The organism is Paenibacillus sp. JCM 10914 (genome assembly GCF_001315105.1).
Taxonomy (GTDB): Bacteria; Bacillota; Bacilli; order Paenibacillales; family Paenibacillaceae; genus Paenibacillus_AQ.
Window position 1 is genome coordinate 150,304 of record NZ_BAZR01000004.1, and the last position, 22,544, is coordinate 172,847.

General features: G+C 48.8%; 26 protein-coding genes and 2 pseudogenes. 16 read left to right on the top strand and 12 right to left on the bottom strand.

Annotation, left to right across the window (positions count from 1 at the left end):
* Positions 1–104 precede the first annotated feature (104 nt).
* Entirely contained in the window at positions 105–965 is an 861-nt protein-coding gene (locus JCM10914_RS07965; RefSeq protein ID WP_023959371.1) for a DegV family protein, read from the bottom strand.
* A gap of 174 nt (positions 966–1,139) precedes the next feature.
* Here JCM10914_RS07965 and JCM10914_RS07970 point away from each other — a divergent pair, with 174 nt between their 5' ends.
* Positions 1,140–2,024, top strand: coding sequence for a hypothetical protein (locus tag JCM10914_RS07970; protein WP_023959373.1), 885 nt, complete (start codon positions 1,140–1,142; stop codon positions 2,022–2,024).
* Between the two features lie 93 nt (positions 2,025–2,117).
* Here JCM10914_RS07970 and JCM10914_RS29865 read toward each other — a convergent pair whose 3' ends face one another.
* Entirely contained in the window at positions 2,118–2,354 is a 237-nt protein-coding gene (locus JCM10914_RS29865) for a hypothetical protein (RefSeq protein ID WP_023959375.1), read from the bottom strand.
* Positions 2,336–3,025 (bottom strand): J domain-containing protein, encoded by a 690-nt coding sequence (locus tag JCM10914_RS07975; protein ID WP_023959377.1) that lies wholly within the window; start codon positions 3,023–3,025, stop codon positions 2,336–2,338. The genes JCM10914_RS29865 and JCM10914_RS07975 overlap by 19 nt, the downstream gene beginning before the upstream one ends.
* Positions 3,026–3,224: 199 nt before the next feature.
* Between JCM10914_RS07975 and JCM10914_RS31285 the strand changes: the two genes are divergently transcribed.
* From JCM10914_RS31285 to JCM10914_RS07985, 3 genes are all read left to right on the top strand, one after another.
* A complete protein-coding gene (locus JCM10914_RS31285) occupies positions 3,225–3,545 on the top strand; it encodes an MBL fold metallo-hydrolase (protein WP_023959379.1) in 321 nt (106 codons plus the stop codon).
* Between the two features lie 59 nt (positions 3,546–3,604).
* Positions 3,605–4,087: an MBL fold metallo-hydrolase gene (locus JCM10914_RS31290; protein WP_269433870.1), complete on the top strand. Its 483-nt coding sequence runs from the start codon at positions 3,605–3,607 to the stop codon at positions 4,085–4,087.
* A 121-nt stretch (positions 4,088–4,208) separates the two neighbouring features.
* Positions 4,209–4,811, top strand: a complete 603-nt coding sequence (locus JCM10914_RS07985) for a YitT family protein (RefSeq protein ID WP_023959383.1) — start codon at positions 4,209–4,211, stop codon at positions 4,809–4,811.
* Between the two features lie 66 nt (positions 4,812–4,877).
* Here the strand turns inward: JCM10914_RS07985 and JCM10914_RS07990 are convergent, their stop codons facing one another.
* The 3 genes from JCM10914_RS07990 to JCM10914_RS08000 form a co-directional block, all read right to left on the bottom strand.
* Positions 4,878–5,540, bottom strand: coding sequence for a bifunctional 2-keto-4-hydroxyglutarate aldolase/2-keto-3-deoxy-6-phosphogluconate aldolase (locus JCM10914_RS07990; protein ID WP_023959385.1), 663 nt, complete (start codon positions 5,538–5,540; stop codon positions 4,878–4,880).
* Between the two features lie 76 nt (positions 5,541–5,616).
* A complete protein-coding gene (locus JCM10914_RS07995) occupies positions 5,617–6,579 on the bottom strand; it encodes a sugar kinase (protein ID WP_023959387.1) in 963 nt (320 codons plus the stop codon).
* A gap of 152 nt (positions 6,580–6,731) precedes the next feature.
* On the bottom strand, positions 6,732–6,938 hold the full coding sequence (locus tag JCM10914_RS08000) for a DUF1657 domain-containing protein (RefSeq protein ID WP_023959389.1): 207 nt from the start codon (positions 6,936–6,938) through the stop codon (positions 6,732–6,734).
* A gap of 150 nt (positions 6,939–7,088) precedes the next feature.
* Between JCM10914_RS08000 and JCM10914_RS08005 the strand changes: the two genes are divergently transcribed.
* Positions 7,089–7,949 (top strand): DUF421 domain-containing protein, encoded by an 861-nt coding sequence (locus JCM10914_RS08005; RefSeq protein WP_023959391.1) that lies wholly within the window; start codon positions 7,089–7,091, stop codon positions 7,947–7,949.
* Between the two features lie 159 nt (positions 7,950–8,108).
* On the opposite strand, the gene JCM10914_RS31715 is transcribed toward JCM10914_RS08005, so the two are convergent.
* Complete coding sequence (locus JCM10914_RS31715) at positions 8,109–8,192, bottom strand: putative holin-like toxin (RefSeq protein WP_223260591.1); 84 nt, start codon at positions 8,190–8,192, stop codon at positions 8,109–8,111.
* 372 nt (positions 8,193–8,564) lie between these two features.
* On the opposite strand from JCM10914_RS31715, the gene JCM10914_RS08010 reads away from it, so the two are divergent.
* Together JCM10914_RS08010 and JCM10914_RS08015 are read left to right on the top strand one after the other, a co-directional pair.
* Positions 8,565–9,476: a TauD/TfdA family dioxygenase gene (locus tag JCM10914_RS08010; protein ID WP_023959393.1), complete on the top strand. Its 912-nt coding sequence runs from the start codon at positions 8,565–8,567 to the stop codon at positions 9,474–9,476.
* A 57-nt stretch (positions 9,477–9,533) separates the two neighbouring features.
* The gene (locus JCM10914_RS08015; protein WP_023959394.1) at positions 9,534–10,541 is read left to right on the top strand and encodes an aliphatic sulfonate ABC transporter substrate-binding protein; all 1,008 of its coding nucleotides are present in this window, start codon (positions 9,534–9,536) and stop codon (positions 10,539–10,541) included.
* A gap of 140 nt (positions 10,542–10,681) precedes the next feature.
* On the opposite strand, the gene JCM10914_RS08020 is transcribed toward JCM10914_RS08015, so the two are convergent.
* From JCM10914_RS08020 to JCM10914_RS08040, 5 genes and pseudogenes are all read right to left on the bottom strand, one after another.
* Entirely contained in the window at positions 10,682–11,776 is a 1,095-nt protein-coding gene (locus JCM10914_RS08020) for a GerAB/ArcD/ProY family transporter (protein ID WP_023959396.1), read from the bottom strand.
* A gap of 30 nt (positions 11,777–11,806) precedes the next feature.
* Positions 11,807–11,998 (bottom strand): hypothetical protein, encoded by a 192-nt coding sequence (locus JCM10914_RS08025; RefSeq protein WP_023959398.1) that lies wholly within the window; start codon positions 11,996–11,998, stop codon positions 11,807–11,809.
* Between the two features lie 19 nt (positions 11,999–12,017).
* The gene (locus tag JCM10914_RS08030) at positions 12,018–13,184 is read right to left on the bottom strand and encodes a Ger(x)C family spore germination protein (protein ID WP_023959400.1); all 1,167 of its coding nucleotides are present in this window, start codon (positions 13,182–13,184) and stop codon (positions 12,018–12,020) included.
* A pseudogene (locus JCM10914_RS08035) lies at positions 13,184–14,556 on the bottom strand (spore germination protein). Before JCM10914_RS08035 ends, JCM10914_RS08030 begins: the two are co-directional and overlap by 1 nt.
* Positions 14,557–14,859: 303 nt before the next feature.
* Positions 14,860–15,384: a DUF2062 domain-containing protein gene (locus tag JCM10914_RS08040; protein ID WP_023959406.1), complete on the bottom strand. Its 525-nt coding sequence runs from the start codon at positions 15,382–15,384 to the stop codon at positions 14,860–14,862.
* A 311-nt stretch (positions 15,385–15,695) separates the two neighbouring features.
* On the opposite strand from JCM10914_RS08040, the gene JCM10914_RS08045 reads away from it, so the two are divergent.
* The 9 genes and pseudogenes from JCM10914_RS08045 (at position 15,696) to JCM10914_RS08080 (ending at position 22,543) form a co-directional block, all read left to right on the top strand.
* Positions 15,696–16,070: a PadR family transcriptional regulator gene (locus JCM10914_RS08045; protein ID WP_023959408.1), complete on the top strand. Its 375-nt coding sequence runs from the start codon at positions 15,696–15,698 to the stop codon at positions 16,068–16,070.
* Positions 16,048–16,728 (top strand): permease prefix domain 1-containing protein, encoded by a 681-nt coding sequence (locus tag JCM10914_RS08050; RefSeq protein WP_023959410.1) that lies wholly within the window; start codon positions 16,048–16,050, stop codon positions 16,726–16,728. The genes JCM10914_RS08045 and JCM10914_RS08050 overlap by 23 nt, the downstream gene beginning before the upstream one ends.
* Positions 16,725–17,336 carry a DUF4825 domain-containing protein gene (locus JCM10914_RS08055; RefSeq protein ID WP_023959412.1) on the top strand — a complete coding sequence of 204 codons (612 nt, stop codon included), beginning with the start codon at positions 16,725–16,727 and terminating at the stop codon, positions 17,334–17,336. Before JCM10914_RS08050 ends, JCM10914_RS08055 begins: the two co-directional genes overlap by 4 nt.
* Positions 17,337–17,544: 208 nt before the next feature.
* A pseudogene (locus JCM10914_RS08060) lies at positions 17,545–18,524 on the top strand (aldo/keto reductase).
* A gap of 47 nt (positions 18,525–18,571) precedes the next feature.
* Positions 18,572–19,912 (top strand): LLM class flavin-dependent oxidoreductase, encoded by a 1,341-nt coding sequence (locus tag JCM10914_RS08065; protein WP_023959416.1) that lies wholly within the window; start codon positions 18,572–18,574, stop codon positions 19,910–19,912.
* 7 nt (positions 19,913–19,919) lie between these two features.
* Entirely contained in the window at positions 19,920–20,696 is a 777-nt protein-coding gene (locus tag JCM10914_RS08070; RefSeq protein WP_023959418.1) for an ABC transporter permease, read from the top strand.
* A gap of 41 nt (positions 20,697–20,737) precedes the next feature.
* Positions 20,738–21,478, top strand: a complete 741-nt coding sequence (locus tag JCM10914_RS08075) for an ABC transporter substrate-binding protein (protein WP_023959420.1) — start codon at positions 20,738–20,740, stop codon at positions 21,476–21,478.
* Positions 21,479–21,552: 74 nt separating this feature from the next.
* Positions 21,553–21,747 (top strand): hypothetical protein, encoded by a 195-nt coding sequence (locus tag JCM10914_RS29875; protein ID WP_023959422.1) that lies wholly within the window; start codon positions 21,553–21,555, stop codon positions 21,745–21,747.
* Positions 21,748–21,769: 22 nt separating this feature from the next.
* Positions 21,770–22,543 carry an ABC transporter ATP-binding protein gene (locus JCM10914_RS08080; protein WP_023959424.1) on the top strand — a complete coding sequence of 258 codons (774 nt, stop codon included), beginning with the start codon at positions 21,770–21,772 and terminating at the stop codon, positions 22,541–22,543.
* Position 22,544: the final 1 nt, after the last annotated feature.

Below are 22,544 nucleotides of genomic sequence, written 5' to 3' on the forward strand. Positions count from 1 at the left end.
AAGGAGAGAATCCGGTTTAATACTGTCACAACAAGGCCATGACAACAAAAGACAGTCCTGCAGGAAGAACGAATAGCAGAACTGTCTTTTCATTTGCTGCAGGATTAGATTGACGGTGTCTTGGTGTACATCAGGCCGACCGTATGCGGGCCACAATGACTGCAAATGACACAGCCAGCAGTTGAGATGCTGACTTGCCGTGCATTCGTCTTCTCCTGCAATTCCTTCTGGAGATAGCGAGCTTCATCTTCAGCCATGGTATGTACAACGATGATCAGATCGTTATCCATGTTATCCACCTGGGCGATTGCGTTCTGAACCATCTGGTCAAGCGCTTTCTCTTTCTTCCCGCGCACTTTATAAGCAGGGGTCATGCCACCGTCAACGACTTTGATGACCGGACGAATCTTGAGCAGACTGCCGATAATGTTCTGCATGCCGGAGCAGCGACCGCCTTTGTGTAGATATTCGAGCGTATCAATCACAAATTCGCACTCTACTTCGTTTACGGTACGGCTTAACAAATCTACGATTTGTGGTATCGAGGCACCTTCTTCTGCGGCATGAACAGCTTTCATCACCAGCAAGCCGATGCCGCTGGAGAGGTTGCGGGAGTCAAATACGGTAACTCGGCCTTCGGGCAGCTCATCGGCGGCGATACGTGCATTTTGATAGGTGGAGGACAAGTCGGAGGATATGCTGAGGAACAGGATGTCCTCTCCTTGCTCTATAGAAGGTGAAAAGGCGGCAACGAAGTCAGATGGAGAAGGCGCTGCTGTTTTGGGCAGGCTGCCGATCTGATCCACCTTAGCATAAAGTTGCTCGGGCGTAATATCTATGCCGTCGCGAAGGGATTCCTCTCCGAACACGACGTAAAGCGGAATGATTCCGATGTTGTATTGTTCAATCCATGATGATGGTAGGTCGCAAGTGCTATCAGCAAATATTTTTACTTTTCCAGCCATGAACATCTCCCTTTATCAACTATTTGAGTCTGTACTACTAGGATAACCTGTTTGATGCTAAAAGGGAATGCTCTTATGGGGGTGTAAGCGAATGGAAACCCATGCCTTGGGATTTATGGAAATTTGCAACCTTTATTGCGTTAGTCTCGTTTATTACGATATGGAGGTGGTTTTATGGCAAAGCGTAAGCAGATGAACAAACTGATCGCCATTACAGCCACAGCAGCGTTGCTGATGGCAATCACAGCATGTGGAGACGAAGGACAAACGTCTCCGCCCCCGACCGATCCGAATCCGATAGAGGATCCGGTTACAGAACCGACTGATCCGGTGGAAGAGCCCGGTGATGAATCAATGCAAGGAACAGGAACCTATGTGGGTCAGATTGATAATAATTCGATAGAAATAGAAACCGAAGAAGGTCCAACCGCATTCCGTTTGGGTGAAGGGATGGACGCCGTGGTTGCGGAGCTGCAAGGCAATGAATCGGTAACGTTTACTTACACAGAAGAGCCGCTGGAAGGTACCGATGGCCTGGTACATCTGATCTTGACTGATCTGAAGGTGGAAGACGGCAACAGTGGGTCGGGTGAGACCGGAAATTTGCCTCCTACCAAGGAGATTGAGCTGGAACTGGAAGGCATGACGGAGACAAAGACAGCGGAACTTGTTGAGGCAGAGGGTTATGCCTTCTACATGTTCGATATCTATTCCTTTGATGCTGAGAACAATAGGCTGACGATGGATGTAGATAGCGATTACTACGCTGAGATTACGAAATTACCATCAGATTATAATCTCGAGGACTTGAAGACGGAAGCAGAACAGGAGCTTGCTGAAGCCGGAAACGCCCGCGAGGCTGATGAGAATGAGCGGAAAGACTTTGAAGGTGCAGAACTTTTCATGGTGGCTCAAGGTGACGGCCTGACGAAGAAGTACATCGTGAACGAGGTTGACGGCCAGGGCTACGTGTTCCATATCAACATCCCGCAGGGAGAGCCAACAGAAGGGTTTGTACCGCATACGAATGCTTCCCTGAACTCGATTGTTAATAAATAATCATGAAGACAATAAACCGCCCCTTGCGGGAATGGATGAGACTACATCTCCATTTACCATGAGGGGCGGTTTATGATCGATTCGGATCTCTAATTACTGCGCTGCCTGAAGGTACTGCCGAATGAAATGAAGCGCCTTGTCATCGCGCTCGGTGCCTTCGCGTATCCCGGCGAACATCTCCCTCTTATACAACGTGATATCCTCGCTGAGCGTGCTGTCCATAATGTCAACGGCATACACATGCTCCGCACCTTCCTCGGTCATGCCCTTGATGAGTTTGTCTTGCGTCAGGAGGTCCTTGAACTCACCTTCTATCTCCGCATCCAGCAACGCACCATTCCTTGATTGCCTATCCAGTCATACGCGGTCTGATCCATGATATAGAGGTCCGGCCGTTCCGTGGCTAGGACAAGCATGGCTTTTTGCAGCATGGCCGCGTCCTGTGGATTGTTCGAATCCAGTGGCGGTACATAGTTAATGCTAACGGTTACACGATTCCACTCCGGAAATTGCGCCAGGATGGCATCTTCTATGGGCGTAAGGTCAGGATCGTTGTCCTGATTCATATAAGTTCCGAGGAACATGACCTCCAAATCAACGGGTGGCAGATTCGCCAGACGTTCCTTCTCCGCTTGGTTGTTCACGATGCTGATGCCGATATAGATGAGTAGGCCAATGAGTGCGATTCCGCCCAGTACATGAAATTTATAATAACGGAAGAAATGATCGGTTTTCTCCGCTGTGCCAGCAAATCTCTTGTACTTGCCATAACGCTTCTGATTCATTTCTTCGAGGGATTGACGGGTTTCTTCTTCGAGAATGAATTTGTAGGCTCGCGTGATTTCGCTAAATTGTAATTCAAGTTCTTCCGTTCGATCCGGTTCCCGTCTCTGATGGGAACGGTGCTGGCGCATGAGCAAGGTGTACCGGTCATCCAATTGCGTTCTTGTTGCATCTTCCGGCAATCCTAATCGCTCATAGGCTTCTTTCATTTGGTCCATTCATGTCACCTCTTCTATACTGTGAGAGTTTCCTAGTTACCAGTATATAGTGAACAGGTGCTTGGTTACAAACCTTTATGCCGGGTTATGTTGGAAAGGGCTGAAATTATAGACTACATTGGGTAAAGTATGAGTAGGGCCGTTTGTTTCGTAAGTATATTATGGGCAGCAAACTTAAATATAAAGGAGAGGGTAAGGGATGAATCAATCCGTAGGAATGAGTAGAGACACCGAATCAGAGTCTCGAAGATTGCTGGAGGAGATCAACAAAACGTCTACAACGTACGGGATGAGTGCGGTCTGGTTTCTTGGACAAGAGAGCGTTGTCATAAAAGGCGGGGAGCACGTGCTCTACGTTGATCCTTACATGTCAGGAGAATTGGAGCGCAAAGCCGGCTTTCAACGTGCATTTCCGGCACCGCTTCATCCCGAGCATATCGATAATGCCGACATCGTACTGATCACACATGAGCATGATGATCATATGGATCTCGGAACGATCTCGCGATTGCCAAGCTGAATCCGCAGACGCTGTTTATCGCACCGGCCCATTGTCATGAGGCAATGTTGGGGGCTGGTGTGTCCGCTCAGCGACTGAGAGCCGCATCATGCGATCAGTGGCAGGATTTAGACGGGGTTAAGGTGATGGCTATTCCAGCTGCGCATGAGGTGCTGGACGAGCATGAGGAGCTTGGACATCGATATGTTGGATATCTGATCGAAATTGAAGGCGTCCTGCTCTATCATGCGGGGGACACGGTAGTGTACCCAGGACTGGTTGAGCGTTTGCAGGCTTATGCCATTGATATTGGCATGGTTCCGATCAATGGAGGAGATGCATTCCGCCGCAAGGACGGCATCGTTGGTAACATGGGATTTCGCGAGGCGGCCGAGCTTGCCGCGGCAGCTGGCTTCGATTTGACGATCCCGATGCACTATGACATTTTCCCATGGAACGGGGAGAAGCCGGGGTATTTTATTGATTATTGTTATGAGAACTATCCGTACATGAGAACCAAGGTCATGGCCCGAACGGAGCGGCTGATTTACGTGAAAGATTAACCGTTTCTCATCATATTGTTGGTGAGTGGAATTTTTTTGAAATTAATGGTAGAGAGACCGCAATTTTTCGGTATGACAAGCATATGAATTAGACATGCCTTTATAAATGGAGATGTCGTACATGCTGTCATTTCGAAAACATGTCATTATCGTGATCGGCAGTTTCCTGATTGCGATGGGGACCAATTTTTTTCTTGTCCCGCAGAAAGTGCTGGACGGCGGTGTTATCGGCATAGCGCTTATTGCCAATTACGTATTGGACCTACATATCGGGTTTGTCATCATTCTGTGCAGTATTCCGATGTTCATCGCAGCTTGGATTCTGAACCGTGAAATATTCTATAACAGCTTGTCGGGTATGATCATCTCTTCCTTTGCGATCGATCTATTGTCTCCCTATCAAGCAGCATTTCTGCACATCTATGCACCGGAACCGATCCCGAGCGCGATCATGGGCGGCGCTTTGATTGGGACAGGACTTGGTCTGATGCTGCGAAATGATGCCAGCACGGGGGGGACGGATCTATTGGCGCATTTTATTACCCGTTATATCCCTCTTAATGTAGGAGTAATCATCCTGCTGATGGATGCGGTCATTATCGGAATCGGCAGCGCCATTTTGTCAGGCAATACGTTTGTCCATTCCATATTCACGATTCTCTCAGGCGGCGTCACTACGGGGCTGTGTACGATGAAGCATCGATCTCGATCTGTCAAAACATAATAATCAAACTGTAAAAAGGCTGTCACCCGAATGTCGGGTGACAGCCTTAGTGTGCAGCGGTAATTCTTAAACCTTCGCCTGCTGGTACGCCTCAATATAAGCAGCGGCTTTCTCGCTGATTAGATCGAAATTTCCGGTCTTCAGTGCTTCCTTGGTTAGGTCGGAGCCGATCCCGACCGCAAAGGCGCCAGCCTTGATCCATTCGTGAAGGTTGTCCAGATTCACGCCGCCTGTTGGCATAATGTTGGCTTGCGGCAGGGGACCTTTCAGCGATGGAATGACGGAAGGGGAGTACAGGTTCCCCGGGAACAGCTTGACAACATCGACTCCGAGTTCAAGGGACGCCACAATATCATGGACGGTTACGGCACCTGGCATAATCGGTACACGATAGCGATTGCACAACATAATCGTATCCTTGTCGAATCCAGGAGAGACCACGAATTCAGCTCCAGCCAGAATCGTAATTCGGGCTGTCTCGGGATCAAGCACGGTACCGGCACCGATGATGGCATAATTATCTGCCGCCGGGTCCTTGGAAGAGTACATTTTGGACAGGGCCGTCATCGCTTCCGTCGCAAATGGCACCGTCATCGTAATCTCGATGACCTTAATTCCGCCTGCAATGGCACGCTTCGCAATCTCAACGACCTCCTCGGGAGAATCTCCGCGCAGAACGGCGACTACACCTGCTTGATGGATCTGTTCGATCAATTTGAGTTTGTTCATATCTATGTACACTCCTTGTCATGGTTAAAATGAAAATATGAGAATAAATGAGATCGCTAATTTAATTTACGCCATGTTAACGTTCGACATGTTGGGTAATCCCGCGGTGCTGCTGCACTTCATCCCAGGTAGGAAGCGCTTCCCAATCACCGAGAGCTTGAATCACCATCGACCCGGTTAGCCCGCCAAGGGATAGTGCATCTTCTACCGACCAGCCCTTTGCGATACCGGCCAGGAAACCTGCACAAAAGCCATCTCCAGCCCCTACCGTATCCACGACGTGATTTACACGTTCAAAAGGCAGGGAGTAGGTCTTATCCTGTTGGACAATGACGTTGCTCTCGCCCATGCTTTTGACAATACTGATCCCAGGCAGCTGACGCAACTGATCCATAATAACTTGTTCATCTTCAGTCTGGAACAGCAGTTTGCACTCGTCATATCCAGGAAGGAAATAATCGCTGGCTGCGGCTAGCTCAAGCAAGACAGGGCGAGCTTCTTCGATTGTCCACAATTTAAGTCTTAGATTCGGATCGAAGCTGATCAGGACTCCGTGTTCCTTGCACAGTGATATGGCGCGGCGAATTGTCTCCAGACAGTTGCTGCCCAGAGCAGCCGTAATGCCTGTGAAATGAAGAATGCGAGCGCTCGCAATGTACTCAGGATCGAGGTGATCCGGCGTCATCAGGCTTGCAGCAGAGCCTTTACGGTAATAATAAACGGAGGATTGCCCGCGCACGTTCTGCCGAAGCATAAGTCCGGTGGGCGCCTCGTCCGTCTGAGCAGCGTGACTTACATCGACCCCTTCGCCGCGAAGAGTTTTTAATATACCGGTTCCCAGCGGATCATTGCCGAGACGGCCAAACCATCCGGACTTACAGCCAAGCCGTGCCAGTCCGATGGCCAGATTGCTCTCTGCACCGCCGAAAGATTGTGCCATGCTTCCGCCCTGGCCGATGCCTTTTGTCCCTTCAGGGTAGAGTAATCCCATCGATTCACCGAATGTAATGACATCGATTGGTAAAGCATGTTTGTTCATTGCAGCTGCCCCCTCTTAATCTGTTATTTAACACTTTACCTTGCCGGGGAGTATAACTCAATAACGAAATAAGATAGCCTTTGGGCAATTTAATCACCCAGAAGCTATCTTTATTTCGTGCTATTAATAACCGACTAAAGGGACAAGCTATATCAGAACCCTTTATACTGCGGTTCTTCCTGCTCTAATTGCTGCACTCTCTGTGCAACTTGGTCGACGACCTGCTGGGTTTGTTGTGCAGCAGATGTGAACATATCCTTGGCTTGCTGGTTCTCCGTGGAGAGAGCGAATTGCTCGAGGCTGGCCTGCGCGCTTTTTAATGACGAGAGACAGGTTTTGACATCAGAAGCTACGGTCATTGGTTATATCACTCCTTTCGCGTAATTAATGTACGCATTTCACAGGAGATCATGCTCTGTATCATCAGGAAAATAATGGTGTAATTTCAAACCAGGTTTTTGACCATAATTTATAGAGTGAGATTTAGTGAGACATAAGGGGGTTTTCTAGTGCCGCAATGGCTGGAGATCGTGTTCAGAACGCTATGCGCTGTTGTCGTGTTGTTTCTTATGACCAAAATTTTGGGTAAGCGTCAGCTCACTCAGCTATCTTTCTTTGAATACTTAACGGGGATTAGTATCGGTAACTTGGCTGCTTACATTTCGCTCGATTTGGATGCGACTTGGTTCCTGGGTCTCATCGCGCTCTCCGTATGGGTGATCTGTTCCTTAATCATCGAATTTCTGCAACTGAAAAGTAAGAAGGCGCGAGATTTCATTGATTTCAAAGCGACAGTCCTCATCAAAGACGGAAAGATACTAGAAGATAATATGAAAAAAGAACGACTCTCGACCGATGAGTTGATGCAGCAGCTTCGTATGAAAGACGTATTCAAACTGGCGGATGTCGAGTTTGCTATTATGGAATCCAGCGGGGAGATCAATGTCTTGCAGTCACGGGAGAATCTTCCCTTAACCCCAAAGGACCTTGGCATACAAGTTGCACCTGAGAAAGTTCCTCAGGTGGTGATCATGGACGGCGATATTTTGGACGAACCGTTACGGACCATGGGCTTTACGCAGAACTGGCTCTACGCCGAGCTTGATAAATTGGGAGCGAAGGTAGAAGACGTGTATTTTGCTCAGGTGGATACATACGGAGAGCTCACCGTCGACCTGTTAGATGACCAGATTCAGGTACCGCAGAACGAGGAACGCAAGCTGCTGTACGCGAACCTGAAGAAATGTCAGGCGGACCTGGAATTGTTCAGTCTGAGCACGAAGAGCAAGAAAGCCAAGAAGATGTATGAGTCGACCTCGCAGCAACTGGATCAAGTAATAACGGATATCGCTGCGCTGTTGAAGACTTAGATTAAGTAGTCATAATTCGAAGGCTGATCGAATAGGATATTCCTGTGTATCAATTAGGAGCCGGTTGCCGCCGGCCCCTGTGCACAGCAGATCGCCAACAGGCGATTAATGGCTTGCTCCAACCAAACGTAAGAAATAGATTCATCTTCGGAGAGGGGTCTATTTCTTATTATGGAAAGCAAGGATTGAAACGACCAGCGTAGCGAACGAAATCATCAATGCCAATGCTTCATTCACACCCATGCTTATCACCTCCGCATACCTGGAGGACTGGTCTGCTGTACTATATAATATGCCAATTGCTTACAATAAAAGAACCTTTTAGAGGAAGCGCTTTCACAAAATATTCATAATCATGGGTTATTTCATTGAAATAACAAGTTGTTCTTAATATGGAAATAATGGTTGACATTTATTGGTTCCGCCCTTATCATCGATAAACAAGACAACATGACGGCAGCGTGGTAACGAATAGTTGGTTGAAGGAATCGACTGGGTCACCGGAGATTCAGTGGACTTAGCAGTAGCTAAGCCCACTGAATCTTTTTTGTTGATCTAATACCAACTATTCGCATAAGTATAATTAACTCAAACGATGAGAAGGAGTGATGTCTAGTGAGTACAAAAGTTACGCAAGGTACAGGAATCATCGAGGTATTGCCGATCGGAGGACGTGTAGGAGCTACGGTGCAAGGGGTCAAGTTGGGCGGTGAATTGGATGCAGAGGTCATTCAGTCTATTCGGGAAGCGTTGCTGAAACACAAAGTGTTGTTCTTTCGCGATCAACAGCATCTGGATGATGCCAAGCAAGAAGACTTCGCAGATTTGCTTGGTGAACCTTTTGCTCACCCTACGGTTAAGATCAGAGAAGGCAGCCGCTATATTCTGGAGCTGGATTCCCATCAAGGCGGTCGAGCCAATGCCTGGCATACCGATATTACGTTCATCGATGCCTACCCGAGTATTTCCGTGCTGCGTTCGGTCGTTGTGCCTGCTTCAGGCGGGGACACGGTCTGGTCTAACACGGCAGCGGCATATGACAGTCTGCCACAAGAATTAAAGGACCTTGCGGAGAAGCTGTGGGCTGTACACACCAATTTATACGATTATGCGGCCAGACGACCGGAGGCAAGCGAAGAGCGAGTCAAAGAGTATCAGCGTACATTTGCATCGACGGTGTATGAGACGGAGCACCCGCTTGTCCGTGTTCATCCGGAGACCGGCGAGAAATCACTGTTGTTAGGGAGCTTTGTCAAACGGCTGCTCGGCGTCTCTGCAGCCGAGTCGGCACGGCTGTATGAACTGTTCCAGCAGCATGTGACCAGCCTTGAGAACACGGTCCGCTGGCATTGGGCAGCCGGAGATGTAGCCATCTGGGATAATCGCTCCACTCAACATATTGCCGTCAATGATTACGGCGATCAGCACCGGATCGTGCGAAGAGTCACGCTGGCAGGTGAAGTTCCAGTCAGTGTGGATGGACGACAAAGCACGACCTATCTGAAAACCCCGAACGTGAATGTTTGAGTAGATAAATCATTTTAGTAGTTTAACATATAGCAAGCTCAAGGAGAGGAGCCGCATATGTCCCAATCGAAGAAGAAACATGTCCCGCTCATGGCTGCGCTCCTGGTTTCAGCAGCATGCCTGCTTGCCGCATGCAGCAGCGATACGTCCTCTGCGAGTAGCGGTAACGAGGGAACAGAGCCGGTAGTGGTCAGGCTCGCGATTAATGGAGGCACGAACCTGTTTACGATTATCCGAGAGAAGGGGTGGCTGACAGAACGTTTCAAGGAACATCACGCGATAGTGGAATGGAGCGAATTCCAGAGCGGTCCCCCATTATTAGAGTCCCTTGCCGCCAAGCGGGTAGATCTATCGCTTCTGGGTGATGGGGCTGCGTTACAGGGACAGTCGGCGGGCCTTCCTTTTGTCAATGTTGGGTTGATCAGCAGTGGTTCCAATCTGAACTCTATCCTGGTGCCAGCGGATTCTGCTATCCAGCAGGTAGAGGAACTTCGCGGGAAGAAAATTGCACTGGCGAAGGGGACCACTTCGCACGTGTACCTGTTAAAAAAACTGGCGAATCACGGATTAACTGAGCAGGACGTGGAAATTGTTAATTTGCAATTTAGCGATGCACTACCCGCTTTTTCCACGGGGTCAGTAGATGCATGGGTCAGTATTGACCCCTTTACAACCCAATTGACACAGGAGAGTAAAGCAAGGATCGTCGCTGGGAAAGATGAGACGATTCTGGCACCTGTCGCCTTAATCGCCCGTACGGATTTTGCCAAAGAGCACCCCGAACTTGTAACGGAATTCCTCAAGGTTTACAAGGAAGCGATTCAATGGCAGAACACTCATCTGGACGAAGTTGCCCAATTGTTTGCTGCTGATAAGAAAATTCCGGTCGAGATTCTGAAGCAAGTCCTGAGCAATCAGAACGCAGAGTTGACGCCCATTACAGAAGATGTGATCGCAACACAGCAGGCGTCCGCAGAAATCTTGCAGACCAGCGGGTTTCTGAAAAAGCCGATCGAGTATAAAGAGTATGTCGATAACTCTTATTTGGAGCGGCTTAATCCATAAGGAAACATTGTGAAATAAAAAAATGGCGGTGCTCAGGTTGTCCTGCACGGCCATTTTTTTTGGCTCTTGATTGATCGCTGCGGGATAGGAATCGATTTCGGGCAAGCATATGTGGTCGTCGTTGTGCCCGGGTGTTATGGTCACGCATGCTTCTGTTTCTTCTTCCTTTTGCGGCGAAAGAGCGTAGCTACCCAGTACAGAATCGGTATGCACTCAATCAGAATAAAGAACACGGCGATGGAGAACGAGTTGTATTCTTTCATGAACAAGACAGGATTTCGCGAGTATTGGTAAGCTAACACAACGCCGATACCGCCGATCAGAGCGATTAGCGGAGCATCCATCTGCTTCAGGCGCAGCAGCTTGGCCAGGCATCGTACGCTGATATGGACCAGAAAGGCGCTGTGCAAGAACATGGAGCTGCTCCATAAGCCGATCATCAGCGGGTCTGAATTGCCGAGGAACCCGCTGGCTGCGCGCATGAGCTCTACCAGGGGGTATTGAAGTTCACGTCCGAAGTAAATACCGAAGTTCAGCAGTGCCGATGCCCATTGCAGTAATACGGCGATCGTTACTAGTAATCCGGCAGCAGCCAGACTGCGAAACGATTTGCGATCTAACTGGATATAGGGCGCAACGAACAGAAATACGAGCCACTCCGCAAAAAAAGATAGGCAGAATATAGCATCCTTGACCACAGAACCGTAATTATGATGCCTTGTCATGGCGATGACCATATCAAAATTAGCTTCCTTGAAGAAGAACATATTCATGAAGATGATGGATAGCACAATGATGATGAACAAACCATCGGATATGTATATCATCGTTTCCAGACCCCAGCGTGCGGTAATGGTTATGACAAGGCCAACGATGAGAATGACGAACCATTGCGGCGTCTCACGCATGTAGTTGGTATCGAAGAACAAGGCAAATCCTTCAATATCCATGCCGAGATAATTGATCGCCCAGAACAAGACTAGGACCACGACTGGAATATGAATCCAGGGGCCGACCAGCTTGCTGCCGAAATCGATCCATGGCCGATGTGGATCCCACATCCCCACCTTGACCGTGAACCACAGTAAGATCAGGCTTAATGCATATCCGCCCATGATCGCAGCCCATCCCAGATAAGCTGATCCCCACAGCAAAGGACTGATCAGAAAGCCGGTCGGTATGGCGTTAAGATATACAAATCCCAGACGAAACAGTTGCCCCGGGGTTCTAGTCATAATGGATGTGTCCCGTCCTTTCCTCGTATTCTAATTCAGCCAGCCGAGCAGAAGCAGGATGACTTGATTGGGCGTGGGCCAATTCTGACCGTACATTGCACATATATTCCATACGCTAACCACGATAATCAGCGTGAGCACCGTCCACTTCTCGCGCGGTGTCTTACGTTTGACGATAAACCATTCCACAAGGGTGTAGACTAAAAAGACAAGCGCTAACATGGGGGCGTTGCCTCCTCCGTTACTCGGGTTTCATCTTGAGCGTAGTGCCGAAATTGCGGATGGAAATATCCGTGACTACGTCAATCTCAACATGGTCTTTGTAATAACTGGGCCAATCCGCTTGAACGTTCTCCCAGTGATCGGGATAGTTCCAGTCCAGTACCATCCCGAGTTGGAGAATGTCAGCTCCATTGTTTTGTGAAACGGCCAAGGCTTTTTTCATATGTCCCTGGATTTGTTCATTGAGTTTGGTTTGAATGATGTTTCTAGTGTCTAGTGAGTCGGATTGGTCTCGATTCTTCTTGTATATGACATCACCAACACCTTCCAGCTTAATGGTATACACCGGATGACCACCCTTGATGCGGACGGACTTCTTGGCTTTGTTGCTGATGATGTATACACTAGCTTTGCCGTTGTTCCCCCATGAAATGGTATAGAGCGGCCCCTTGAGTTCATTCTCTGCCCAGCTAACGGCGAGCGATTCCTTCATCGGCAGGGTTGCCCGGAGCTTGTGATTTTGGAACAACGCGGTTCCTTGAACACCGGCCCATGGCTCCAAGTTGTTTTTTTCCGAGATCATCTTCTGAACGCCGGCACTTAAATAAGTTAGGGCATACCCTTGATTGGCCGATGCTGCGTATAGACAGTCCTTCAGCGTTGTGCTGATCATATTGTGCTGACTACCAAAACGAATCAGAACCTCGGAAGGCATCTGCTCGAACACAGGCGACATTGAGGCGATATCTTTGGCGTCCCCTGGTGCAACCATGAGGAATGTACTTAAATCGGTGGTTGGTTCGCGCTGCAGCCAATCCATCAGATCTTCGATGCCGGCTTCGGCATAACTTTTACCGATAACGACAACTTTCGTATGGCTAAAGTCAAACCGCCGGGACAGATCTCGCTGAATTAAATGAAGTGCATCCTGGACGGTGGAAGATGTCTTGGTGACCATGGCGTAGGGGCTGCCCGCCCCTTCTCCACCTGCTTGTTTACCTGTTGTTAGACGGTTAGGAAGCGGGGCGCTGATCGTCACTTCGACGGTATCGGGCTCTTGTCCTTGATTGATATACAGAGTAAATACAAACGTCTGTTCATTGATCTCGATTCGGGTCATGTTAAATCCACAGCCGGTCAGGAGCAGGAACGGCAGCAGGATGCGTAACCATCTGAATAACAGCATTACGGTTTCTGTCTCCTTAAATGATTAGGTGCGGCGTACGACTTTGGCCGTTTCTTCATCAGCATGGATGGTGCTCTAAGAAATGTATCTTTCCATTCGGATAGAACAAACGGTGCCACCGGCTGCAAATAAGGCGTGCCAAAAGACCTTAAAGACGCCATGTGGCCAAAGACGAGGAAGGATGCGGCAAACACGCCGATAAGTCCCAATGTCCCGCCTAGTATTAGAATAGGAAAGCGGAGCAATCGAAACGCAAGCCCGAGCTCGAAATGGGGTACGATGTATGAGGCAATACCCGTTATGGAGACAACGATAACCATCGGGTTGGATACGATGCCAGCCTCTACGGCGGCCTGCCCGATGACGATCGCGCCAATGATCGAAATGGTCTGTCCGACGGGCTTTGGAATACGCGTTCCGGCTTCTCGCAGTGCTTCAAACGTCAGCTCCATAATCATCGCCTCCGCTAACGCAGAGAAGGGGATGTTCTCGCGGGAAGCGCGATGGTGATCAGAAGATCTGTAGGGATGATGGAGGGTTGAAATGTGGTTATGGCTACATATAAGGACGGCATTAACAACGAGAGCACGGCAAACAGGAAGCGGATCATGCGCATCCAGCTTGAGGAGAAGAAGCTATGGTAATAGTCCTCTGATGATTGGAGCAGCGACATTAACGTTACGGGAACTAAGAGTGCTGAGGGAGTGCCGTCTTGTATGATACCCACTCGTCCTTCAAGCAATGAGGCAGCAACCGAATCGGGACGCTCCGTATATTGAAACTGAGGAAAGGGAGATTTGACGCCTTCTTTCATATGTTCAGACAACGTGCTGATTCCGAATGTACCGTCAATGGCAATATTCTTCAATTGCTGATCCAGTTGGTCGACAATCTCTGGTTTGCATAGACCTTCAACGTATAACAGATAGACTTCCGTTTTGGTGTAACTTCCAATCTGATAACGAACGGTCTTGAAATCGGTGTGCTTAATCTTATGACGAAGCAAGGAGAGGTTGGTACTAATGTCTTCGATAAAGGCCTCTTGCGGGCCGTTAACGACGAGCTCATTCTGTGATTCGCTGACAGCTCTCTTCTGATAGAGAACGATATCAAAGAGATAGGCTTCTGGAACAGAAGGGACTATGAATACAGCGCGGCCTTCAACGATCATATTCGCGATCGCCTCCGCATCCGAAGAGCGTTTGAACGGGATTGATAACAGATCTCCACGATCCATTCGGTCAACAAAATCAATGAGATGATGCTGGACCAATGCGGTTTCTTTAATTAATGGAGAGATAATATGTTCGTGCAGAACGATAAGATCCACGATCGACTCGATGTAGATTAACTCGCACTTGGCTCCGTGCATTCGCAAGGATTGATATACGATATCTTCACAGTTTGCAAGTCGTGCTTTAATCTGTTCGACCAAGACATGCTGAGTTTTGGATTTCACGTTGTTATCCCTCCTCTTTGTCACAGCCTGGATATCTCTTCTTGTTTAGAATGCCGTAGTTATAACAAGTTATACCGAATTTTCCAGAAAAAACGACTGTGATGGAGGAGGAGCCATACAATGGGAATGAAATAAAATAACCCCCTTCCCTAATGTCTTGCCGGATTTCGGCAAACGAATCGAGAAGGAGGCGATGGCCTTGTCGCTACAACTTGGTTAATTTGGAATCGCTGCGTTTAATGGATTTCTTGATACTGTCAAGCCAAGGTTTACGGTACTTGGACAATATAATGCGAAGGATGGCATAGAGAATGAGCGTAGAGAGGAAGCTGTTGATGACGGCCCCCACGAGGAAATTGATCCCCATATCCCCCATATGCCGAAATGATCGGTCTCAATGATATAATCGGTCTCAGGAATCGGGGCCGTAATCGCGTCCTCAATCTCAAATGACCTGGGGTATGTGGTAAGCAGATGCACCATGACTCCAACTTTATAATTCCAATAGAATAATCCTGGCCAGAGCACGGATCCGGTGGTAGCCGCTAGGAATGCGGATGGAATGTTCCCTTTAACAAGCCGTGCCAGTAGTGGTGCCAACAGCAAATCGATGCCGAAGGTGGGGAACCAACATGGAAAGAAGCCCACGGCAAAGCCCAGGGCGATCCGATGATCGCTATTTTGCATGCGGAGGGTTCTGAGCAAGTAGTATTTGAATTTTCGAATGTATTTATGGAGCAAACATTTTCTCCTCCTGCGTGTACTGATGCGATGATTCGTTTCGTCTATTCTAAACGGAATCTATATGATAAGGATATGAAATTACATATATACTTAGGAAGAACTTTCAAAATTATATAGTAGTCGTTCCTTACCGTCAATGAATATTGCTAATTGCTGCCAGTTGGGCGGGGGAGAAACAAAAAGTCGACAAATTAACGTTTCGTCTGTCTGAAGACATGTCATATTAAATTTATGTTTAACATATTACTTTGACACACATAGTAGTGTGTGTTATGTTACACGTATCCCATTTGGGGGAGGTGAATCGGTTGTCTGATTTATTACATAATAGTGATCTCATTAGGGGGAACATCGATACCTTTATTTTGCGGGTCCTTAAGGAACGGGACAATTATGGCTATCAGATTATTAAAGAAATCTCCATTCGCAGTCATCATCGGTTCGAGCTGAAGGAACCTACCTTGTATTCCAGCCTCAGGAGATTGGAGAAGCAAGGATATATACGTTCATACTGGGGAGAAGAAACCCAGGGAGGTAGAAGAAAATATTATACTCTGACATCGACTGGACATGAACGCCTCCAATTGAACTTGGAGGAATGGAAGGCAGCCAAAGAAATTATCGACATCCTGATCGGAGAGGAAGGGGGACGCTGCAATCATGACGAAAGAAACGGATCTTGAAATCTTCGTCGATCGCTTATTTGCCAACCAGCGTAATACGAAGCAGGCCAGAGAGCTTAAGCAAGAGGTGCTTGGTAACTTGGAAGCCCGGGTCAGCGACTATATGGAGAATGGGATGGATTATCAATCCGCGGTCAGCCGTGCGATCGAAACCATCGAGAACATTGAGGAGTTCATTGATGACCATCATGAGGTGTATATATATCCTTTCCGGCACGATCTTCTGCAGAGTGCGCTGATTTATGCGCTGCTGGCTTGGATAATAAGTATGCCTGCCCGGTTCTTCCTTAACGGCAGTCTGATCAATACGCTTTTGCTATGTCTAGTTGTGATACTGGCGGTCATCTATTTCGGGACGTCAAGGAACACGGAGCGTTACAAGAAGCGGAAAGCGACCGTGAATGCAAACCTGCTATCCACTTGGAATCGGCTGTCGTGGCTGTTATGGGGCGTATTTATCGCTGTGATTACTGCATATACGTTCGTCATGCATTTCGGTAGCGATGTGTGGTTTGGGCGCGCATTATCCATTGATGGGCCTTATGCTTTCTACGTTCTGTTTCTTCAGTTGGCCTTGCCGTTCACGTCCATCATCATTCCGCTGGTGTTGCGAAGAGCCGGCAAGTTAACGCTCAAGCACGAGGTGAGTGAAGAATGAAGAAGAGAAACGGATTGATTATATTACTGTTGATCCTTGGCATCGTCGGCATGATTTATGTGGAGGGCTACTTAAAACCGAAGGCGCATGAAGAAACTCTTCAGTATGAGTTGGAACAGAATGACCCAGCCACGCACGATATTAGGCGTTCTCTGAAGTATGCGAACCAGTATATGGGAAACGCCGGTAATTTAAGCAATCTGAACATCTCTTTGCCGTGGCACGATCTTCGTCGTACCTTCCAACTCTATCCGGATGAGCTGACGGCTGAGATTCGCTATCAGGCGGTGGCATATGAGCAGGATCGTCAGAAGCTGAAGCAGTTCCTTGCCTATAATTCAACGGCGAATTTTGTCATGATCGATAATCTGGAATTGCTGGTATTGGAATTTGAAGATCTGTCATTTACGATTCAGAGGAAGGATGTAGCGGCATGGTTTATCGACCAAAGCGGACATAATCTGATCGATTTACAACATCCAGAGACATGGCATTCAGAGGTGCAGACTCGGGTACAACAAGAAGAGTACGCACAGCAATTTGTTGAGCGGCTGGTGGAACAGCAAGGCGGCGGTCCCGTAAAGAGAAGCATTAATTTAATGCGCTAAATATCGAAAAGATAATTGACGACAAAATTAGACGATGCTATAATCCTACTTAACTTATCGGAAATATTATATTTAATATTCATCTACCGGACAACCGGAGATGCATCCTGGGACATTGTAATGCCCGAGGTGTGTCTTCGGTTGTTTTGTTGTACATGATGTTGACCGGTCGGTGTATGGGCACGAGTTACGTAGGGGAGGCGACAACATGCAATACAGAGCACTCGGAAGAACCGGAATCAAGGTGTCGGAGGTAAGCTAGGCACGATGGCTTTCGGCCATTGGATTGATGAGCGGGCATCGGCTGCGGTTCTTGAACAGGCGCTGGATCGCGGGATCAATCTGGTAGATACCGCAGACGTGTATGGAACCGGAATGGACAACGGTGAGATTGCCCAATTGGGAGAGTCCGAGAATATACTCGGCAACCTGCTCCAGGGGAGACGACATGATATTCTGTTGGCCACCAAGCTTCATAATCGAATGGGAGCGGGCATTAATGATCAGGGTCAAAGCCGTTATCATATCTACCGTGCGCTGGAGAATAGCTTGAAGCGTCTTCGAACCGATTACATTGATCTATATCAGGTGCATCGCTTTGATGAGTCAACACCGCTTGAAGAGACACTTGAAACTCTGACCGATCTCGTCAAGGCTGGCAAAATTCGATATATTGGCTGTTCGAATTACGCGGCTTGGCAGCTTGCCAAAGCGCATGGTGTTAGCGCCTTGCACGGGCTGCGCAGATTCGAAACCGTGCAGCCGGAATACAGCCTCATTACGAGAGATATTGAGCGCGAACTGATTCCTTATACTCAGTCCGAACAGGTGGGCGTTATCGTCTATAGCCCGCTGGGGCGCGGAATATTGTCTGGGAAGTATCGGCCAGGTGAAGCACCTCCGTCCGATTCACGACTTGCCGCGGGGGAGCAGCGATTGCAATTGCTGTTGAACCAGCGACATGCGCTAGGCATGGTTGAAGGTATCCGGCCATTGGCAGCGGCGCGGGGATGGAGTCTTCCGCAATTTGCACTGAATTGGGTGCTTAGCCGACCTGGTATTACTTCGGCCATACTAGGTGCTTCGAAGCCGGAGCATATAACCGAGACGTTGGCATATGCCGGCGAACGTTTAACGGAAGTGGAACTGCAAGAGATCGATCGTCTTGCCCTAGAGTTACAACAATAACAACAACATCAACGAAAAGTTAACCAACCAGGAAGGTGACAGAGGCCATGAGTGTAGAACAACGTCAATTGCATTTAGGATTATTTCTATTTGGGACAGGCTATCATCCCGCAGGCTGGAGACTGCCGGAAGGCAAGAGTGATGGAGCATATGATCCCCAATTTCTCGGAGAGGTTGCGAAGAAACTGGAGGCAGCGAAGTTCGATTTCTTTTTTCTCGGGGATCGATTGGCAACGAGTGCCGATATGCAGTATTTGTTCCCTTCCCAAATGACGCGGCTGGAGCCGTTCACGATGCTATCCTATCTGGCAGCGGTCACGGATAGGATCGGTTTGATCGGTACAATTAATACGACGTATGCTGAGCCTTATAATGTGGCTCGGTTTACAGCTTCACTGGATCATTTAAGCCAAGGACGTGCATCTTGGAACGTTGTCACGGGTTCCGATACGCGGGCGGCACTGAATTTCAGCCGAGAGAAGCATTGGGATAATGCCAAACGCTACGATTACGCCGAGGAATTCATTGAAATCGTCAGCGGACTTTGGGATACGTGGGAAGATGATTCTCTGCCACGGGATAAAGCAAGCGGCGTGTTTGCAGACGGTAGCAAGGTGCATAACTTGGATCACGTCGGGGAGAACTTTTCCGTTGCCGGTCCACTGAACATCCTGCGCCCGATTCAAGGGCAGCTTCCGCTGATCACGGCTGGAACTTCGCTTCGCAGCCAGATATTGGCCGCTACATATTCCGATATGGTATTTACCGGCACGAATGTCAAGGAAGTCGCTGTGGATTTTTATAAGGCAGTAAAAGGCCGCTTGCCTGAATACGGGAGAGAGGCATCGGATTTGAAGGTACTGCCTGGTCTTGTACCCATCGTTGGCCGCACAGAGGAAGAAGCGCGAGCTAAATATGCCGAGCTGAATGCCTTGGTTGTGACCGATTACGATCTAGGTCCTTTGTCGGAGAAGATCGGCATTGATCTTAGGGGATATTCACTGGATGATCCTTTGCCGGATCTGTCCGCTTCTGAGAGCGCATTGCACTGGGCAGAGCTGGCAAGAAGAGCTAACGGGCGTGATGACATTACGATTCTGGATCTATTCTATTTTTTCACCGTGACAGTGCGAGGTCATCTGCTTGTCGTCGGTAGTGCAGAACAGATCGCGGATATTATAGAAGAATGGTTCGTGGAAGAGGCCGCGGACGGATTCAACGTATGTCCTCCGTATATGCCGGGCGGCCTGGATCTCTTCCTGGAATTGGTTGTACCGGAGCTTCAGCGCCGGGGGTTATTCCGGAAGGAGTATGAAGGTAGCACGTTCCGTGACCACCTCGGACTTCGCCGCCCCGGAAACCGTTACGAGTTGATAGCGAAAGGGTGAAGAGCCGATGGGAACGCACCATACCAAGAAATATAAGGGAATATGGGGGTGGCAGATCGCTCTGCTGCTCGTCATTCTCGGTATTTGTGAGGTGCTGGTACGCACGGATACCGTGAGCAGCCTTTATCTTCCGGCTCCTTCGCAAGTATTCAAAGAGCTGTTCGCACTATTTGTAGAAGGCGAGATCTGGCGGCACTTATATGTTACATTAACCGAGTTTATCGTGGGATACGGCATATCGGCCGTGGGAGGTCTGGCGATCGGCATGGCCCTTGTATTGATTCCATGGGCTGAACAGTTCTTTCGTCCATATCTGTCGGCACTGATGGCGATCCCGAAGGTGACGGTAGTTCCGCTTCTTGCGCTCTGGCTTGGGATCGGCATGACGCATAAAATATCGATTGTGTTCCTGTTCTGTTTCTTCACCATAACCGTCAATACAATGGCTGGGATCAAACAGACGGCGGACAACCATCTCAAGGTTGCCAGAGTATTTGAAGCTACGCGCGCCCAGACGATCATGAAGGTTATTTTGCCGTCGGCAGCGCCTACGATCTTCGCCGCCTTGCGCATTACCGCAGCAACCGGTCTCGTCGGTGCTCTGTTCGGGGAAATGCTAGCCTCAAAGGATGGATTGGGCAATATTCTCGTCAAGGCAACATCTTTATACAATACGGCTCAAGCCTTTGCGATTGTAGCGTTGGTCACCGTGGTTTCGGTACTTATTATTTCACTCATCGATATATTAGAGCGGAACGTGTTCTTGAAATGGAAATCGTCTTAGGAGTAATCGTAGAGAGCAGTGCATAACGGGGAGAGATCTAAATGACATTAAGAAAATTTCAGCCATTCGTAGCAGTTTTAGTTGCCGTCACGCTGACCGCCATTATTGCGGGTTGCGGGAGTACGGACAGCACGGAGAAAGCTTCGCCAGCCAGCAATGGGGAGGGGAATACGAACAGCAAACTAGAGAAGATCAGATATGCTCCGCTTAGCGGTGTGAGCGGCCTGGCTGTTTCATTCGGCGCCGAGAAGGGGTTCTTCGAAGAGGAGGGTCTTGACGTAGAGTTTATTACGACGACCGATCCGATCGCCGGCCTGACCAGCAGAGATATTGATGTTGTGGACGTAGCTACGACAACGGCTATCGTTGCGGCAGGTAAAGGGGCGCCGGTCAAGATCGTATCCTCTATGTTCCGGACGAAGGGGCCGTTCTATCTCATAGCTTCCCCGGACATTAAGAATGTCGAGGATTTAAAAGGCAAGAAGGTTGGGATCGCCGTATTCGGCAGCGGACTTGAAATCTACACGCGAGTCATTCTAAAGGAGCATGGATTGAATCCGGAGGATGTCACGTTCATTGCCAACAGTACCCATCAAGCGGCTTTTGCCAGCTTGGAGACGGGGCAAGTGGATGCAACCATTATCCATGAACCGTTCGCCTCACTGGCCGAGAAAGAGGGCAAAGGTAACATTATTGCTACAGGTTGGGATTATTTGCCGACGTTCCATACCGGAGTGCTTGCGGCCCGCGAGGTATTCTGGAAGATAAGCCGGAAGCGGTAGAGAAACTGCTGCGAGCGTACTTTAAGTCGCAAGAATATGCGAAGAGCCACCCTGAAGAATATAAGGCCTATTATTTGAAGAAGATTGAGATTGATCCGGAAGTGCTGGATTTGGCGCTGGAGCGGGAAGAGGTGCTGTGGGAGAACAATCCGGATGTGGATATCAGTGCTTTGAACGATACGCAGCAGATTCAGAAGGAGCTTGGCTTCCAAGATGAAATATACGAGGTGGAGGATATTATCGATTTGCGATTCATCCCTAAACCATAGATAAGAACAGGAGGTGTTCCGTATGTCAGGATTTACGGTGCAAAATGTATCAAAGATCTATGATGGAGACCTTCCCACGACCACGCTCCAGAACATCAATTTACAGGTCCGTGACGGCGAGTTCCTCTGCATTCTTGGTCCGAGCGGATGCGGCAAAAGTACACTGCTTGAACTGCTTGCAGGTCTTCAAGCGCCGACGGAAGGCGAGATTCTGCTTGATGATGTACCTGTGAAAGGCCCAACGCGACAATCGGGTGTCGTGTTCCAAGATGCTTCCTTATATCCTTGGCGCAACATTGCGCAGAATGTCGGACTTGGGTTGGAGATCGGGGGGATGAATAAGGCAGAGCGGCAGGAACTCGTTCATAAATATTTGAATATGGTCGGTTTGGAGGGGTTCGGTTCCAAATATCCACACCATCTGTCTGGCGGGATGCGCCAGCGTGCCGGCATTGCAAGGGCGCTGGTCGGTAGCCCTAAGATTCTGCTCATGGACGAGCCGTTCGGGGCGGTCGATCATCTTACAAGACTTCAGCTTCAGCAAGATCTGCTTCGCATATGGCAGGAAGAGCAGAAGACGGTTGTGTTTGTGACACACGATGTATCGGAGGCCGTGTTCTTAGCGGATCGGATCGTCTTGCTCTCACCACGTCCGGGACGGATTCATCATATATTCGAGGTGAGGGAGGAACGACCGCGCAAGCGTGAAGATGCAGGCCTGCTTAAGATTCAGAATGACATCTATTCTGCGATATACGATGTGAAGACGGAAGAGGATTTAGAGTTTACGATCTGAT

Coding starts and splice junctions, on each gene's coding strand:
- JCM10914_RS07965 (WP_023959371.1), bottom strand. CDS start 965: ATGGCTGGAAAAGTAAAAATATTTGCTGATAGCACTTGCGACCTACCA.
- JCM10914_RS07970 (WP_023959373.1), top strand. CDS start 1,140: ATGGCAAAGCGTAAGCAGATGAACAAACTGATCGCCATTACAGCCACA.
- JCM10914_RS07975 (WP_023959377.1), bottom strand. CDS start 3,025: ATGGACCAAATGAAAGAAGCCTATGAGCGATTAGGATTGCCGGAAGAT.
- JCM10914_RS31285 (WP_023959379.1), top strand. CDS start 3,225: ATGAATCAATCCGTAGGAATGAGTAGAGACACCGAATCAGAGTCTCGA.
- JCM10914_RS07985 (WP_023959383.1), top strand. CDS start 4,209: ATGCTGTCATTTCGAAAACATGTCATTATCGTGATCGGCAGTTTCCTG.
- JCM10914_RS07990 (WP_023959385.1), bottom strand. CDS start 5,540: ATGAACAAACTCAAATTGATCGAACAGATCCATCAAGCAGGTGTAGTC.
- JCM10914_RS07995 (WP_023959387.1), bottom strand. CDS start 6,579: ATGAACAAACATGCTTTACCAATCGATGTCATTACATTCGGTGAATCG.
- JCM10914_RS08000 (WP_023959389.1), bottom strand. CDS start 6,938: ATGACCGTAGCTTCTGATGTCAAAACCTGTCTCTCGTCATTAAAAAGC.
- JCM10914_RS31715 (WP_223260591.1), bottom strand. CDS start 8,192: ATGGGTGTGAATGAAGCATTGGCATTGATGATTTCGTTCGCTACGCTG.
- JCM10914_RS08015 (WP_023959394.1), top strand. CDS start 9,534: ATGTCCCAATCGAAGAAGAAACATGTCCCGCTCATGGCTGCGCTCCTG.
- JCM10914_RS08020 (WP_023959396.1), bottom strand. CDS start 11,776: ATGACTAGAACCCCGGGGCAACTGTTTCGTCTGGGATTTGTATATCTT.
- JCM10914_RS08025 (WP_023959398.1), bottom strand. CDS start 11,998: ATGTTAGCGCTTGTCTTTTTAGTCTACACCCTTGTGGAATGGTTTATC.
- JCM10914_RS08030 (WP_023959400.1), bottom strand. CDS start 13,184: ATGCTGTTATTCAGATGGTTACGCATCCTGCTGCCGTTCCTGCTCCTG.
- JCM10914_RS08050 (WP_023959410.1), top strand. CDS start 16,048: ATGACGAAAGAAACGGATCTTGAAATCTTCGTCGATCGCTTATTTGCC.
- JCM10914_RS08055 (WP_023959412.1), top strand. CDS start 16,725: ATGAAGAAGAGAAACGGATTGATTATATTACTGTTGATCCTTGGCATC.
- JCM10914_RS08065 (WP_023959416.1), top strand. CDS start 18,572: ATGAGTGTAGAACAACGTCAATTGCATTTAGGATTATTTCTATTTGGG.
- JCM10914_RS08070 (WP_023959418.1), top strand. CDS start 19,920: ATGGGAACGCACCATACCAAGAAATATAAGGGAATATGGGGGTGGCAG.
- JCM10914_RS08075 (WP_023959420.1), top strand. CDS start 20,738: ATGACATTAAGAAAATTTCAGCCATTCGTAGCAGTTTTAGTTGCCGTC.
- JCM10914_RS08080 (WP_023959424.1), top strand. CDS start 21,770: ATGTCAGGATTTACGGTGCAAAATGTATCAAAGATCTATGATGGAGAC.